The sequence below is a fragment of the Novosphingobium sp. UBA6272 genome, from assembly GCF_002440635.1.
Taxonomy (GTDB): Bacteria; Pseudomonadota; Alphaproteobacteria; order Sphingomonadales; family Sphingomonadaceae; genus Novosphingobium.
Genome location: NZ_DJUW01000003.1, coordinates 150615 through 165636 on the forward strand (window position 1 = coordinate 150615; position 15022 = coordinate 165636).

Below are 15022 nucleotides of genomic sequence, written 5' to 3' on the forward strand. Positions count from 1 at the left end.
ATCGTTGCTGCGCCAGGGCGCGTTGCTGGCTCAGCTCTATTCAGTTAGCCTGCTTGGCGAAGGAGTAGACCCTATGGCAAACTGGTCATTTCGTGCACTGATGGCGGGTATCTTCGTGCTGGGCCTTGGTGCCAGTGCTGTTGATGCAGGCACCGAATTTCCAAGCGAAATCAAATGCCCGGTGGGAGGTGAGAAATTCAAGTTCAGCGCGCGTTTGGCTTGGACCGAATATGGCAAGAGGCCGGATGGCAAGGTCTACAGCAATTGGATCTCGCCAAGGCCTTTGGCGGAGTGCCCAACCAACAAACTCTTGATAGTCGGCGAATACAGCAAGGAAGATATAAAGAAGTTGGCCCCGCTGATTGCAAGCGCCGAATACCTTGAAATCCGAAAGAATGAGTCGCCATACTATGGTGCTGCGTGGATGATGCGTAAGCTGGGACGTGATCCCAAGATCGTATTCGCGATGTTGCAACGCGCTGCCTGGGAGTCTGACGCGCAACCTGAGCGCAAGAAGCGGTACCAGCGCGAAATGGTCGATGCAGCAAAGGCTCTCGCGAGTGCCGAAGCGCCTGACTCAATGCAAAGCTGGCAGCTGAACTGGATGATGGTCAATGGCCTGCGCGAGCTGGGCGCATTCGATGAGGCCATTATGGCTATGAACGCGCTTCCGCTTGCAAAGCTTGACGTAGCTGTTCCGGAGAAAGTGTTCGGTGAGCCTGCGATTATCGAGGAAACCGCGTCACCATTGCCCGGCATTCCCCCGGTTAAGCGCAAGCGCGAAAACGTGCTCAACACCCAGGCTATCGATGAGGCGAAGACTCGCCGCTTCCTGTTCAAGGGCTTTTCCGCCCATAGGTTGCTAGTTGCCGAGCGCAACACCGGGTCCGAGCCGGTCACGCTCGTCCCAGAACGCGAGGCGCTGCGCCGCTGCAAATGGTTCGCGGGCAGCCTGACTGCTTCTGAGACGGCATTCTGTCAGGAACCGTCTTTCGCCGCCAAGGTAAAGACATACGCTGGTCCGAAGGACAGCAATTACAATTGATTCGGCAATCGATTGCTTCGCTACGCTCGCAAGAACGAGCGTTGCAAGAAAAGGAGACCGGCATATGGCAGGCACGGTATTTGTTTCGGGGGGCAGCGGCTACATCGCCGGGTTCCTGATCCGGCAGCTGATTGCCGAGGGCTGGACGGTCCACACCACGATCCGCAACCTGGCGCGCGAGAGCGAGGTCAGGGACAGCCTTGGGGTCGATAATACCAAGCTGAAGTTCTTCGCGGCGGACCTGCACAGCGATGCCGGCTGGGCCGAGGCGATGGCCGGATGCAGCCACGCCGCGCACGTTGCCTCGCCGCTCCCGGCCGACAAGCCCAAGCATGAGGATGACCTGATCGTTCCGGCCCGCGATGGCGCGCTCCGCGCGCTGAAGGCGGCCAAGACGGCGGGGATCAAGCGGTTCGTCATGACCAGCTCGATGGCCGCGATCGCCTATGGCCACGGCCCGGGGAAATCGGTGTTCACCGAGGCCGACTGGACCGATCCGACCAGCCCCGATGCCTATCCCTACGTTCGCTCCAAGACCATCGCCGAACGCGCCGCGCGCGATTGGGTGGCGGCCGAAGGGGGCGACATGGAATTCTGCACGGTCAATCCCTCGTTGGTGCTGGGCCCGCTGCAATCGGGTGATTTCTCGACCTCATTGGAAGCGATCAAGAAGCTGCTTGAAGGCTCGATGCCGGGCATGCCCAACCTCGGCTTCGGGATCGTCGACGTGCGCGATGTCGCCGACATGCATGTCCGCTGCCTGACCGCTCCGAACATGGCGGGCGAGCGGTTCGTCTGCTCGGGTCCGTTCCTGATGCTGGAAGATGTCGCCGCGATCCTGCGCGAAGGACTGGGCCCGCAAGCGCGCAAGGTGCCCAAGTTGAAGCTGCCCAACTGGCTGGTGCGGATCGCCGCGCGGTTCGATCCGGTGATCGGCCAGGTCATCGGCGAACTTGGCAAGCGCCGCGAAAGCCCGCCGAACCACGCCCGCGACGTCCTCGGCTGGGTCCCGCGCCCGGTGGAAGAGAGCATTCTGGATACCGCCCGCGACATGATCCGGCTGGGGATCGTGAAGGTTTGAGGGCGTTTCGCCGGGCGGACCATCACAGCATTGCGTGATAAAATTTATGTAAAACATAAAATAACTGTTGCTAGACATAATCGCGCTGCTAGATCGGTCAATGACTGATTCGAAGGAGGCGTGCATGGGTGCTCGGTTGATCAAGCGGGTGGTGGAGTTGGCCATCGGCCTCGCCGCCGTGGCGATGCTGATTGTAACGGTTCGCGGGGCAGCCTTGCTGTTCACCGGCACATCAAGCCCGGCTGTCTGGCCGGTCACCACCGACAGTCCGGCCGTTGAGGCTTTGCCGGGCACGGCCAGCATCAGCTGGTCGCATGGCAGCCTGGCCGTTGCCGACCAGCCCTGGGTGCAGTGGTCCGATCTGATCGCCCAGTGCATCACGCTGGGTCTGGCGATCTGGGCCTTGCTCTTCCTGCGGCGGTTGCTGGTCCGGTTCGCGCACGGCGAGTTCCTGCTGGCCGAGAACGTAACCAGCCTGCGCCGGATCGGCGCGGTCCTGCTCGCCAGCTGCGCGGTATCGCTGGTCGGGGCCTTCCTGCTCCAGCCGCTGCTGCTCGGCCAGATCGACAGCCCGGGCACCATGGTGCTGCACCCGTCGCTGTCGTGGGGTGTTCCGGGCAAGACCAACATCTGGCTGGACTATGAAGTGCCGATCGGCACTGCGCTGCTTGCCGGCTTGGCGCTCTTGTTCGCCGAAGCGCTGAAATCGGGCATCGCCTACCGCGAAGACAGCGAAGGGGTGCTCTGATGGCGATCGTCACCAACCTCGATGTGATGATGGCGCGGCGCAAAGTCAGCCTGAAAGACCTGGCCGAGCGGATCGGCATGTCGATGACCAACCTCTCCCTGCTCAAGACCGGCAAGGTTCACGGGGTTCGCTATCGGACGATGGAGGCGCTCTGCCGCGAACTCGATTGCCAGCCGGGCGACCTGTTCGAATACCGGCCCGATGCGGACGCACCGGGCGAGGGCGGCTAGGGCCTAGCCCACCCGATACGGCACAACCCCGCGCTGGTCGGGGTCGACGCTGATCGGGCGGTCGCTGGGCGGGAAGGCGCGCTGGTCGCAATCGGCGCGGGGGCAAATCCGGCAGCTTACCCCGATCCGGGTCGCGGCCTGTGCGGCGGTCAGGTCGAGGCCATCGGCATAGACGAATTCGCTGGCGTGCTCGGCCTCGCAGCCCAGCGCCACGGCATAGCGGCGCGGCGCGCGCTGGTACGATCCGCTCGGCTTGACCAGCCCCTTGGCCATCGAGACATAGCGCACCCCGTCGGGCGTCTCGGCCAGCTGAACCAGGATCCGGTCGGGGATCGCCACCGCCTCGTGGACGATCCACAGCGGACAGGCCCCGCCGAACCGGGCGAATTGCAGGCGGGTGGCGGAATGGCGCTTGGTGATGTTGCCGGCCATGTCGACCCGGCAGAAGAAGAACGGCACGCCCTTGGCGTCATCGCGCTGCAAGGTCGAAAGCCGGTGGCAAGTCTGCTCGAAACTGGTCCCGAACAGCTGCGCCAACCGGTCGATATCGTGCCGCACCGCGCGCGCCTCGGCGCGGAACCGCCGATAGGGCATCAGCAGCGCGCCGGCGGCATAGTTGCACAGGCCGACGAACAGCAATTGCCGCGAAGCCGCACTGTTAAGCCGGGCCTGCTCGACCACCGCCGCGATCTCGTCCTTCAGCGCCAAGGCAGCGAGCTGGTGCGCGAGCTGGAACCGGCGGCTTTCGGCGGGCTGGCCTGGATCGACCGTCAGGTGGCCCATTTCGGCATCGTAGGAGCGCAGCCCCTGCAATCCGGAATAGATCAGCGAAATCGACAGCGCGTCCTTCAGGTAAGCCTCGATCGCGCCGGTTTCCGGAGTGAAGCTGCCGAGCTGCGCGGCCAGCGCCTCGGCCGCGCGGTCCAGGCTGTCGACGTAGTTGTTTTCGAGGTGGAACCAGTCGCGGACTTCCTCCCACGGCAGGCGGGCGATCGATCCGGTCTCGGCCGAAAGCGCCTCGTCGACCATGGCGAGCCGCTGCCCCGCGCGGCGATAGGCTTCGTGCAGCGCGATGAAGCGCTCGGCCAGGGCCGGCTGCTGCTCGGCAAAGCGGGCGAGCTGGGCGGCGTCCATCGGCTCGGCGAACAAGGGATCGGCATTGGCCTCGCGCAGCGCCGCCACCCGGGTCTCGGCATCTCCAGCACCAATCTCGCGCCAGTCGAGCGGGAAGACCCGGCTGAGCCGCTCGACCAGTGCCGGGGTTAGCGGGCGGTCGTCATTCTCCAGCTGCGAGAGGTAGGAGGTGCTGATCGCCAGCAGCTCGCCCATCGCAGCCTGGTTGAGCCCCCGCTCCGCGCGAAGCGCCTTCAGTCTCTCCCCTGCGAAAATGCGACGTTTGATCATGATTGAAACCCCTTGGCGCCTTTGCGCCTTTGCGAGGGAATTCGATTTGCTCTCGCAAAGGCGCAAAGGCGCGAAGAGGATTTAGCCGCTTCGCCGGATTTTGCAAACTTGGGCTTCGCAACTTTGCAAATTCACATTGGACATTGCTGGCCCCGCTTGCCATGCCGGACACTTCGCAATCCACCACGGGGCCTCAATGTCCGCAAATATCGCTGAAATGGAAAAGCGCCGCGCCGCCGCCCGTCTGGGCGGGGGACAAAAGCGGATCGATGCGCAGCACGCCAAGGGCAAGCTGACCGCGCGCGAACGGCTGAAGGTGCTGCTCGACGAAGGCAGCTTCGAAGAAGTCGACATGTATGTCGAGCACAACTGCACCGATTTCGGCATGCCGGAAACGACCGTGCCCGGCGACGGCGTGGTGACCGGCAGCGGTACGATCAACGGCAGGTTGGTCTATGTCTATGCGCAGGATTTCACGGTGTTCGGGGGGGCCGTATCGGAACGCCACGCGATGAAGATCTGCAAGATCATGGACGCGGCGATGAAGGTCGGCGCGCCGGTGATCGGGCTGAATGACAGCGGCGGCGCGCGGATCCAGGAAGGGGTCGCCAGCCTTGGCGGCTATACCGAGATTTTCCAGCGCAACGTGCTCGCCTCGGGCGTGGTGCCGCAGCTTTCGCTGATCATGGGGCCTTGCGCGGGTGGGGCGGTTTACTCCCCCGCCATGACCGACTTCATCTTCATGGTGAAGGACAGTTCTTACATGTTCGTCACCGGCCCGGACGTGGTCAAGACCGTGACCAACGAGATCGTGACGCAGGAAGAGCTGGGCGGGGCAGTGACCCACAGCACCAAGACTTCGGTCGCGGATCTCGCGCTGGAAAACGATATCGAAGCGCTGCTCACCGCGCGCGACCTGATCGACTACCTGCCGCTCAACAATCGCACCGGCGTACCCGAACGGCCGACCAGCGACGCCTGGGACCGGATCGAGGACAGCCTCGACACGCTGATCCCGGCCAATGCCAACCAGCCCTATGATATGCACGAAGTGGTGCGCAAGGTGCTGGACGAGGGCGAGTTCTTCGAAATCCAGCCCAAGCATGCCGCCAATATCATCGTCGGGTTCGGACGGGTCGAAGGACGCACCGTCGGCGTGGTCGCCAACCAGCCGATGGTTCTGGCCGGGGTGCTCGATATCAACGCCAGCAAGAAGGCCGCGCGCTTCGTGCGGTTTTGCGATGCCTTCGAAATCCCGATCCTGACCTTCGTCGACGTGCCCGGTTTCCTGCCCGGCACCGCGCAGGAATACGGCGGGATCATCAAGCACGGCGCCAAGCTGCTGTTCGCCTATGCCGAGGCGACCGTGCCCAAGATCACCGTGATCACCCGCAAGGCTTATGGCGGGGCCTACTGCGTGATGAGTTCAAAGCACCTGCGCGGCGATCTCAACTATTCCTGGCCGACCGGCGAAATCGCGGTGATGGGCGCCAAGGGCGCGGTCGAGATCATCTTCCGCCAGGACATCGGCGATCCCGACAAGATCGCGGAACGCACCAAGGAATACGAAGACGCCTTCGCCAACCCCTTCGTGGCGGCCAGCAAGGGGTTCATCGACGAGGTGATTCACCCGCGCAATACGCGGCGAAGGATCGCGCTGGGGCTAAGGAAGTTGCGGAACAAGAGCCTCGAGAATCCGTGGAAGAAGCATGACAATATTCCGTTGTGAGGTGTGAAATGCAGCATGCTTTAGCATCTACTATGCTTGTTCTTGCAGTTTCGACACTTGCCGGTTGTGGTCGTAGCGACGAGTACAATCCGGATGTTGAGAACGCGAAAATTCAGGCTGAAGCTGGACTAGACAGTCCGAAGCTCGATCCGACCAGCGAAGGATTTGCTATTGCCACACCTTCTGATCCTGGCGCCTCCTATCGAATCTTGAAGATCAAGAAGCGGGGAAACGGAAATCTTGACGTCTTGAGCCGCAGGGATGGTCCATTGGGGACCAGCTTTGCCAGACGTGAAATTGACTGCCAAGCTTACACTTATCGGTATCTTGGCGAAGGGGACACTCGTGCTGATGCCGAGGCAACCAGCTCGAATCCGGGCAAAATGTCCAAATTGACCGGAACCTCAGCGTCATCTGATGTTGCCAATGCGGCCTGTCGAAAGGGCGTAAAATGAAGCTAGGCCGCCTCAACCGCATCGGCGTTGGAGCGCAGCCTAAGCCCCTCCCCTTCAGGGGAGGGGTTGGGGTGGGGGCTGTCCGACTGGCGCGGCGTTTGGGGCGAAACCCCACCCCGCTGCGACCAGGCGGCACGCCGCCAAGTCTCACTGCCCCCCCTTTGAAGAGGAGGGGCTTGGGCTTGAACCTCCCTGATAAGAACGCAATCAAGGCCTGATCGCATGACCGACCATCTCGACGCCATCGAACGCCTGCACCGCCTGAAGGAATCGGGCGCCCTCAGCGAGGCCGAATTTGCCGAACAGAAGGCGCGCTTGCTGGAGGCGGCCAATGCTGCCCCGGTGCAGCCTGCGGCCCCGCTGTGGGAGCCGGAGCCGGATGCGCCGCGCTCCAAGGCCGGCCTGATCGCCGGGATTGCGGCGGCTGTCGTCGCGGTCGGGGCGGGGGCCTGGTTCGGACTTTCCGGAACGGGCGAACCCGCCGCCGCGCCAACTGTGGCAGCCAGCGATGCCGCCGTTGCCACCGCTACGCCCGTTGTGCCCTCGCTGGCCAGCCTGCCGATGGGTGAGCAGCTCCGCCTCGCCTCGCTGGCGGCGCTGGGTTTCGAAGGCAGCCGGACCCGCAGGGAAGGCACCCAGAAGGTCATCACCAAGGCGGAGCGTTTGATCAACCTGCCATTCGGCGCGGCGCTGCTGACCAGCACCAGTCGCCCCGATGCCTGCCACGCCTGCGCGGGCCATCTCGGGGTCTATTACCTCAAGGACGAAGGCGGCACGTTCAGGGTCACCGGCAAGTGGCCCGAAGCCGTCGCGGGTTGGGGCTGGGGCAATGTCCCCGAATGGCGCCTGTCGAGCGAGTTCACCGCCGGTCCGGCGATCGTCGCCAGCGGATCGGACGGCGGGCAGGGCTATTTCTGTGGCGGCACCACGATCACCGAACTGACCGCCAAGGGCCCGGCTACCTCCTACATCGCCACCTCGATGACCAACGAAGGCGCGGTCGATCCCGATAGCGGGACCGACATGGGCGGCAATCCGTTGCAGAACCTCGAAGGAACTATCGCCAACGTCCAGAAGGGCCGATCTTTGCAGGTTCGCGTTACCGGAACGGACAGCTTCACCGAAACCTACGTGATGAAGGGCGGCAAATATGTGCTCACTTCGGGCGAAACGAAGCTGGGCTGCTGAAAGGACGCGATGCCATGAAACTGGGCCGTCTCAACCACATCGGGGTCGTCACCCCGTCGATCGCCGACAGCATCGTGTTCTACCGCGACGTCATGGGAGCGACGAAGATCCATGAGCCGTTCGATCTGGAATCGCAGGGGGTGAAGGTGTGCTTCGTCGATACTCCTGGCGCGGACGGGGCGCTGAACGGCACCCAGATCGAACTGATCGAGCCGCTGCCGGGCAACACCTCGATTACCGGTTTCCTCGAGAAGAACCCGGCCGGCGGGCAGCACCACATGTGCTACGAAGTGCCCGATATTCACGCTGCCAAGGCCGAGTTCGAAGCCATGGGCAAGCGCGTGCTGGGCGAGCCGCGGATCGGCGCGCATGGCACGCCGATCTTCTTCGTCCACCCCAAGGACATGGGCGGGGTGCTGACCGAAATCATGGAAACACCGAAGGACGATACGCATTGGTCGAACTGAGAAACACCCGCTCATCCTGAGGAGCCATTGAGCTTGTCGAAATGGCGTCTCGAAGGATCCGCGCGAGGGTGCTTCGAGACGGGTCTTCGGCAAGCTCAGCCCCTCCTCAGCATGAGCGATAAAGGGAGTAAGGAATAATGTCTGACTACGAAACGATCCTGACCGAGCGCGTGGGCAATGTGCTCAAGATCACGCTCAACCGGCCCGAGCGGCTCAACGCGGCCTCGATCCAGCTGGCCGAGGAACTGGGCGCGGTGTTCTATGATCTGGGCGATGCCCGTGCGGTGTTGATCACCGGGGCGGGCAAGGGCTTCTGCTCGGGCGCGGACCTTGCCGCGCGGGGCGAGCGCAGCCCGCTGGAGCAGAAGGGCGGCAGCCACCGTGCGTTGCAGAACTTCTACAACCCGCTGGTCACCCAGATCCTGCGCTGCCCGGTGCCGGTGATCACCGCAGTCAACGGCGCGGCGGCCGGCGTCGGCTGTTCGATCGCGCTGGCCGGGGACTTCGTGCTGGCGGGCAAGAGCGCGTACTTCCTTCAGGCTTTCGTCAACATCGGGCTGGTTCCCGATGGCGGTTCGACCTGGCTGCTGGCCCGCGCGATCGGCCGCGCCCGCGCCACCCGGATGATGATGCTCGGCGAAAAGATCGGTGCCGAGCAGGCTGAGGACTGGGGCCTGATCTACAAGGCGGTCGATGATGCGGCGCTGATGGACGAGGCGATGGCGCTCGCCACCCGCCTGTCCGAAGGGCCGACCGTGTCGTACTCGACGATGAAGGCCAATATCCAGACCGCGCTCGACGGCACGCTGAGCCAGGTCCTGCTCGCCGAAGCCGAAGGCCAGCGCGTTGCCGGGGCCAGTGCCGACGCGATGGAAGGCGGGCTTTCGTTTATCCAGAAGCGCAAGCCGAACTTCCAGGGGAAATAATCCTCCGCGCCTCTCCTTCTTCCCTGCGCCTCTGCGTGAACCATTCTGCGGGTTAGTTCACGCAGAGGCGCTGAGAAGAAAATGGAGGCGCAGAGTTTGAATTTGGATTTCAGCCGATGATCTTTTTCGACAGCCCCAATCCCGCGCCCAACCCGCGCCGCGTCCGCATCTTCGCGGCGGAGAAGGGAATTGCCCTGCCTTCGCGCGAGCTTTCGATCCCGGCACGTGAGCACAAGTCACCGGAATTTCTCGCGCTCAATCCGCGCGGGCAGACCCCGGCCCTGCAGCTCGATGACGGCACGGTGATCGCCGAAAGCGTGGCGATTTGCCGCTATCTCGAAGGCCTGCATCCCGAGCCGCCGCTGTTCGGGACCGGCGCCAAGGAGCAGGCGCTGATCGAGATGTGGAACCGCCGGGTCGAGATGATCCTGATGCCGCCGATCGGCGCGGTCTGGGTCCATACCCACCCGTTCACCGCGCGGCTGCCGGGCCGCAATGCCGAATGGGGCGAGGCCAACCGGCCGCGGATCGAAGAGGCCATGCGGTTCTTCGATGCAGCACTGGCGGGCCGCGAGTTCCTGGCCGCCGATCATTATTCCATCAGCGACGTCCTGCTGCTGACCACGGTCGATTTCTCGACCTTCATCGGCATGCCGGTGCCCGAAGACCTCACCCACTTGCGCGCCTGGCACGCGCGCGTCTCCGCCCGGCCCAGCGCCGCGGCCTGAACTGGTAGTATCATGAGCAAACCGACCGTACCCGAATGGCAGGCCGCTGCGACCAAAGAGGTCAAGGGCAAGGACCTGACCTGGCATACCCCCGAAGGGTTCGACATCAAGCCGCTCTATACGGCCGAAGATGCCGGCGATCCCGGCCTGCCCGGTTTCGCGCCGTTCACGCGCGGGGTGCGCGCCTCCATGTATGCGGGGCGGCCTTGGACGATCCGGCAATATGCGGGCTTCTCCACCGCCGAGGAAAGCAACGCCTTCTACCGCCGCAACCTCGCCGCCGGGCAGAAGGGCCTTTCGGTGGCCTTCGATCTCGCCACCCATCGCGGCTATGACTCGGATCACCCCCGCGTGGTCGGTGATGTCGGCAAGGCCGGGGTGGCGATCGACAGCGTTGAGGACATGAAGATCCTGTTCGACGGGATCCCGCTCGATCAGATGTCGGTTTCGATGACCATGAACGGCGCGGTGATCCCGATCCTCGCGTTCTTCATCGTCGCCGGGGAAGAGCAGGGGGTCGATCAGGCCCAGCTCGACGGGACCATCCAGAACGACATCCTCAAGGAGTTCATGGTCCGCAACACCTATATCTACCCGCCCGAGCCGAGCATGCGGATCGTCTCGGACATCATCGCCTATACCTCGGCGCATATGCCCAAGTTCAACTCGATCTCGATCTCGGGCTATCACATGCACGAAGCCGGAGCGACGGCGGTGCAGGAACTGGCGTTCACGATTGCCGACGGCAAGGAATATGTGCAGCGGGCGATGGCCGCTGGCCTCGATATCGACAAGTTTGCCGGGCGCCTCAGCTTCTTCTTCGGCATCGGCATGAACTTCTTCATGGAAGTCGCCAAGCTGCGCGCCGCGCGGACGCTGTGGCACCGGGTGATGGACGGGCTCGGCGCGAAGGACGAGCGCAGCAAGATGCTGCGCACGCACTGCCAGACCAGCGGCGTTTCGCTGCAGGAGCAGGACCCCTACAACAACGTCATCCGTACCACGATCGAGGCGATGGCCGCGACACTGGGCGGCACGCAGAGCCTGCACACCAATGCGCTCGACGAGGCCATTGCCCTGCCGACCGATTTCTCGGCCCGGATCGCGCGCAACACCCAGATCGTGCTGGCCGAGGAAAGCGGGATCACCCGCGTGGTCGATCCGCTGGGCGGGTCCTACTACGTCGAGGCGCTGACTTCGGCGCTGGTTGATGAGGCGTGGAAGCTGATCGAGGAAGTCGATGGCCTCGGCGGCATGACCAAGGCGGTCGCCAGCGGCATGCCCAAGCAGCGCATCGAGGAAGCCGCCGCCGCCAAGCAGGCGCGGGTCGATCGCGGCGAGGACGTGATTGTCGGCGTCAACAAGTACAAGCTCGCCAAGGAAGAGCATCTCGACACCCTCGACATCGACAACCACGCGGTGCGTGAGGCGCAGATCGCGCGGCTCAAGGCGACGCGGGCAGCGCGCGATGAGTCTGCCTGTCAGGCCGCGCTGAAAGAGCTGACCCACGCGGCGAAGGATGGCGGCAACCTGCTCGAATTTGCCGTCCGCGCCGCGCGCCAGCGCGCTACGCTCGGTGAAATCTCCGACGCCATGGAGGTGGCATTCGGGCGCTATGGCACCCAGCCGGTCCCGGTAACCGGGATCTACGGCAAGGCCTATGCCGCCGACCCGCGCTATGCCCAGGTGGTCGAAGGCGTCGAAGCCGTAACCCGCCGCCTCGGCCGCGCACCCCGCCTGCTGGTCGCCAAGATGGGCCAGGACGGGCACGACCGCGGCGCCAACGTGATCGCCAGCGCCTTCACCGACATGGGTTTCGACGTAACCAGCGGGCCGTTGTTCCAGACCCCCGAGGAAGTCTGCGCGCTGGCGCTGGAGAAGGACGTCGATGCGGTCGGCGCCAGCTCACTAGCGGCAGGCCACAAAACGCTGATCCCCGAATTGATCCGCCTGCTGAAAGACGCCGGCCGACCCGACATCAAGGTCACCGCCGGCGGCGTGATCCCGCCGCAGGACTATGACTACCTGCGCGAAGCCGGGGTCCAGGGGATCTACGGGCCGGGCTCCAACGTGGTCGAATGCGCGGCGGATATGCTGCGGCTGCTAGGGCACAATATGCCGCCGGTAGGCAGCGAAACGGAAGCAGCGGAATGAGCAGTTCGCCATCCAGCGCCTTCCTTCCTATCGCGGCAATGATGTTCGCGGCGGGGATCGGGATCCCGGTATTTGCGGCTTTCAACTCTGGTCTGGGCAAGCAGCTGGGCGGGCCGATCGCGGCCACTGCTGCCGCCTTCGCTGTGGGGCTTTGCATAGCCCTGGTGCTGGTCGCGCTGACCGGCTTTCCGCCGCGTGAGGCCATTCATTTCGGCACGCCTTACATCTGGTTCGGCGCCGTGTTCATTCTCTTCTACGGCGTGTCGGTGACCTATGCCGCACCGCGCATTGGGCTGGGGAACGCGATCTTCTTCGTGCTGCTCGGGCAGATTGTCGCGGCGGCGGTGATCGACCATTTCGGCTGGCTCGGATCGATTCAAAGCGCGCTGACCGCAAAGCGGATGCTTGGCATCGCGGTGATGGCGGTCGGTTTGTATCTGGCAAGGAAGCCGTTGTGATAGGCGCGACCCCACCCCCGACCTGTCATGCTGAACTTGTTTCAGCATCCATCTCTCCGCGCATAGCTTCGGCCAGAGTGGCGCGATTTGCCCTGAAACAAGTTCAGGGTGACGAAGTGAGGAAGGGGCGAAAGTGAGCTTCAGCGAGCAACCCGGCATTCCTATTCGAAGGAAGATCGGCTGTGTTTTTGCGGGCCTAATCGGTGCGTTCGTTTGTGCCGTTTTGTTATTGGGCGCGGCTATGGGCGACTGCGCCCCAGACCCAGATGGTTCGGGCTGCGAGAATGACGGATTGATAAGATTTGCAATGTTCCCCGGAAGCTTGATCGTTTTGATCATTGTCGGGGTTTTTATGGCTTATCGCGTTTCGAGAGACAGGGACTAGATGTTCAAAAAAATCCTCATCGCCAACCGTGGCGAAATCGCGTGCCGGGTGATCAAGACTGCCCGGCGGATGGGTATCCAGACCGTCGCGGTCTATTCCGATGCCGATGCCCGCGCGCCGTTTGTGCAGATGGCTGACGAGGCGGTGCACATTGGCCCGTCGCCCGCCGCGCAGAGCTATCTGATCGCGGACAAGATCATCGCGGCGTGCAAGCAGACCGGGGCCGAGGCGGTGCATCCGGGCTATGGCTTCCTGTCCGAACGCACTTCGTTTGCCGAGGAGCTGGCCAAGAACGGCATCGCCTTTATCGGCCCGCCGGTGAACGCCATCGCCGCGATGGGCGACAAGATCGAGTCCAAGAAGCTCGCCAAGGAAGCGGGGGTCAATGTCGTCCCCGGCTTCGTGGGCGAGATCGAGGATACCGAGCACGCGGTGCGGATCTCGGCCGAGATCGGCTATCCGGTGATGATGAAGGCCAGCGCCGGCGGCGGCGGCAAGGGCATGCGGCTGGCCTACGACGAAAAGGACGTGCGCGAGGGCTTTGAGGCAGTGAAGCGCGAGGGGCTGAACTCGTTCGGCGACGACCGCGTGTTCATCGAAAAGTTCATTCTCAACCCGCGCCACATCGAGATCCAGATCCTGGGCGACCAGCACGGCAACATCCTCTACCTCAACGAGCGCGAATGCAGCATCCAGCGCCGCCACCAGAAAGTGGTCGAGGAAGCGCCGTCGCCGTTTGTCACGCCCAAGATGCGCAAGGCGATGGGCGAGCAGTGCGTCGCGTTGTCTCGGGCGGTTGGCTATTACAGCGCCGGGACGGTCGAACTGATCGTTTCGGGTGCGGACCCTAGCGGCGAGAGCTTCTACTTCCTCGAAATGAACACCCGCCTGCAGGTGGAACACCCGGTCACCGAATGCATCACCGGGATCGACCTGGTCGAACAGATGATCCGCGTCGCGGCGGGCGAGAAGCTGGCCTTCACCCAGGACGATGTTAAGATCGAAGGCTGGGCGATCGAGAACCGGGTCTATGCCGAAGACCCCTATCGCGGGTTCCTGCCCAGCACCGGGCGGCTGGTGCGCTATCAACCGCCGGTCGATGGCTGGACCGAGGACGAAGCCGGTAACGGCCGCCGCGGCGTCGATGGCGTACGGGTCGATGACGGCGTTTATGAGGGCGGCGAAGTCTCTATGTTCTATGACCCGATGATCGCCAAGCTGATCACCTGGGGCGAAACCCGCGACGAGGCTGCAGACAAGCAGATCGCCGCGCTCGATGCGTTCGAGATCGAGGGCCTTGGCCACAATATCGATTTCGTTTCGGCCATAATGCAGCACCCGCGCTTCCGCTCGGGCGAGCTCACCACCGGTTTCATCGCCGAGGAATATCCCGATGGCTTCACCGGCGCGGCGACCTCGGACGAGACCTTGCGGCATCTTGCCGCCATCGCCGGGTTCGTCGCCACCGCTCGGGCTGACCGGGCAAGGCAGATCGACGGGCAGCTCGATGGCGAGCTGGAACCGCCCTATGATTGGTCGGTGACGATCGGCGGGCAGACTTTTGCAGTAGAGCTTGAGGCCGATGTGCTGGTTGATGGCGAGCCGATCGAGATCGGGATCAGTTACACCCCCGGTGACCGTCTGATCGAGGCGCATGTCGAGGGCGAGACTTACGGCGTGAAGCTGGAACCGACCCGCACCGGGCTGAAGATGACCACCCGCGGCGCGATCCACCAGGTCCGGATCCTGCCGGCCCGGATCGCCCACTTGACCCAGCACATGATCGAGAAGGTCCCGCCCGATCTTTCGAAGTTCCTGATTTGCCCGATGCCCGGGCTGCTCGTGGCACTCCACGTGGGCGAGGGCGATAAGGTTGAAGCCGGCCAGCCGCTTGCCGTGGTCGAGGCGATGAAGATGGAGAACATTCTCCGGGCCGAGAAGAGCGCCACGGTAAAGAAAGTCAACGCCAAGGCCGGAGACAGCCTTGCTGTCGATGCGGTGATTCTGGAACTGGAGTAGGTCGG

At 63.5% G+C, this 15022-nt stretch carries 14 protein-coding genes; 13 read left to right on the forward strand and 1 reads right to left on the reverse strand.

Translation table 11 applies throughout. The features are described 5' to 3' along the window. Positions 1–73: 73 nt before the first annotated feature. The 4 genes from B2V17_RS03075 (at position 74) to B2V17_RS03090 (ending at position 3104) form a co-directional block, all read left to right on the forward strand. A complete protein-coding gene (locus tag B2V17_RS03075; protein ID WP_292995084.1) occupies positions 74–1045 on the forward strand; it encodes a hypothetical protein in 972 nt (323 codons plus the stop codon). 64 nt (positions 1046–1109) lie between these two features. After that, positions 1110–2126, forward strand: coding sequence for an SDR family oxidoreductase (locus B2V17_RS03080; protein WP_292995086.1), 1017 nt, complete (start codon positions 1110–1112; stop codon positions 2124–2126). Positions 2127–2250: 124 nt separating this feature from the next. Further along, positions 2251–2874, forward strand: a complete 624-nt coding sequence (locus tag B2V17_RS03085; RefSeq protein WP_292995088.1) for a DUF2975 domain-containing protein — start codon at positions 2251–2253, stop codon at positions 2872–2874. Continuing rightward, entirely contained in the window at positions 2874–3104 is a 231-nt protein-coding gene (locus tag B2V17_RS03090; protein ID WP_292995089.1) for a helix-turn-helix domain-containing protein, read from the forward strand. Before B2V17_RS03085 ends, B2V17_RS03090 begins: the two co-directional genes overlap by 1 nt. 3 nt (positions 3105–3107) lie before the next feature. On the opposite strand, the gene B2V17_RS03095 is transcribed toward B2V17_RS03090, so the two are convergent. Beyond that, positions 3108–4508: a helix-turn-helix domain-containing protein gene (locus tag B2V17_RS03095; RefSeq protein WP_292995091.1), complete on the reverse strand. Its 1401-nt coding sequence runs from the start codon at positions 4506–4508 to the stop codon at positions 3108–3110. Between the two features lie 196 nt (positions 4509–4704). Here B2V17_RS03095 and B2V17_RS03100 point away from each other — a divergent pair, with 196 nt between their 5' ends. The 9 genes from B2V17_RS03100 (at position 4705) to B2V17_RS03140 (ending at position 15017) form a co-directional block, all read left to right on the forward strand. Further along, positions 4705–6237, forward strand: coding sequence for an acyl-CoA carboxylase subunit beta (locus B2V17_RS03100; RefSeq protein ID WP_292995093.1), 1533 nt, complete (start codon positions 4705–4707; stop codon positions 6235–6237). Positions 6238–6269: 32 nt separating this feature from the next. Beyond that, on the forward strand, positions 6270–6692 hold the full coding sequence (locus B2V17_RS03105; protein ID WP_292995095.1) for a hypothetical protein: 423 nt from the start codon (positions 6270–6272) through the stop codon (positions 6690–6692). Positions 6693–6914: 222 nt separating this feature from the next. Continuing rightward, complete coding sequence (locus B2V17_RS03110) at positions 6915–7880, forward strand: SHOCT domain-containing protein (RefSeq protein WP_292995097.1); 966 nt, start codon at positions 6915–6917, stop codon at positions 7878–7880. Between the two features lie 14 nt (positions 7881–7894). Beyond that, entirely contained in the window at positions 7895–8347 is a 453-nt protein-coding gene (mce, locus tag B2V17_RS03115; RefSeq protein ID WP_292995099.1) for a methylmalonyl-CoA epimerase, read from the forward strand. Positions 8348–8484: 137 nt separating this feature from the next. Beyond that, on the forward strand, positions 8485–9273 hold the full coding sequence (locus B2V17_RS03120) for an enoyl-CoA hydratase-related protein (protein WP_292995101.1): 789 nt from the start codon (positions 8485–8487) through the stop codon (positions 9271–9273). Between the two features lie 116 nt (positions 9274–9389). Further along, positions 9390–10001 (forward strand): glutathione S-transferase family protein, encoded by a 612-nt coding sequence (locus B2V17_RS03125; protein ID WP_292995103.1) that lies wholly within the window; start codon positions 9390–9392, stop codon positions 9999–10001. A 12-nt stretch (positions 10002–10013) separates the two neighbouring features. Beyond that, positions 10014–12155, forward strand: a complete 2142-nt coding sequence (scpA, locus tag B2V17_RS03130; protein WP_292995105.1) for a methylmalonyl-CoA mutase — start codon at positions 10014–10016, stop codon at positions 12153–12155. Beyond that, complete coding sequence (locus B2V17_RS03135) at positions 12152–12613, forward strand: DMT family transporter (RefSeq protein WP_292995107.1); 462 nt, start codon at positions 12152–12154, stop codon at positions 12611–12613. Before scpA ends, B2V17_RS03135 begins: the two co-directional genes overlap by 4 nt. Positions 12614–12998: 385 nt before the next feature. Further along, positions 12999–15017, forward strand: a complete 2019-nt coding sequence (locus B2V17_RS03140; RefSeq protein ID WP_292995109.1) for an acetyl-CoA carboxylase biotin carboxylase subunit — start codon at positions 12999–13001, stop codon at positions 15015–15017. Positions 15018–15022 lie beyond the last annotated feature (5 nt).

Coding starts and splice junctions, on each gene's coding strand:
- B2V17_RS03075 (WP_292995084.1), top strand. CDS start 74: ATGGCAAACTGGTCATTTCGTGCACTGATGGCGGGTATCTTCGTGCTG.
- B2V17_RS03080 (WP_292995086.1), top strand. CDS start 1,110: ATGGCAGGCACGGTATTTGTTTCGGGGGGCAGCGGCTACATCGCCGGG.
- B2V17_RS03085 (WP_292995088.1), top strand. CDS start 2,251: ATGGGTGCTCGGTTGATCAAGCGGGTGGTGGAGTTGGCCATCGGCCTC.
- B2V17_RS03090 (WP_292995089.1), top strand. CDS start 2,874: ATGGCGATCGTCACCAACCTCGATGTGATGATGGCGCGGCGCAAAGTC.
- B2V17_RS03095 (WP_292995091.1), bottom strand. CDS start 4,508: ATGATCAAACGTCGCATTTTCGCAGGGGAGAGACTGAAGGCGCTTCGC.
- B2V17_RS03100 (WP_292995093.1), top strand. CDS start 4,705: ATGTCCGCAAATATCGCTGAAATGGAAAAGCGCCGCGCCGCCGCCCGT.
- B2V17_RS03105 (WP_292995095.1), top strand. CDS start 6,270: ATGCTTGTTCTTGCAGTTTCGACACTTGCCGGTTGTGGTCGTAGCGAC.
- B2V17_RS03110 (WP_292995097.1), top strand. CDS start 6,915: ATGACCGACCATCTCGACGCCATCGAACGCCTGCACCGCCTGAAGGAA.
- mce (WP_292995099.1), top strand. CDS start 7,895: ATGAAACTGGGCCGTCTCAACCACATCGGGGTCGTCACCCCGTCGATC.
- B2V17_RS03120 (WP_292995101.1), top strand. CDS start 8,485: ATGTCTGACTACGAAACGATCCTGACCGAGCGCGTGGGCAATGTGCTC.
- B2V17_RS03125 (WP_292995103.1), top strand. CDS start 9,390: ATGATCTTTTTCGACAGCCCCAATCCCGCGCCCAACCCGCGCCGCGTC.
- scpA (WP_292995105.1), top strand. CDS start 10,014: ATGAGCAAACCGACCGTACCCGAATGGCAGGCCGCTGCGACCAAAGAG.
- B2V17_RS03135 (WP_292995107.1), top strand. CDS start 12,152: ATGAGCAGTTCGCCATCCAGCGCCTTCCTTCCTATCGCGGCAATGATG.
- B2V17_RS03140 (WP_292995109.1), top strand. CDS start 12,999: ATGTTCAAAAAAATCCTCATCGCCAACCGTGGCGAAATCGCGTGCCGG.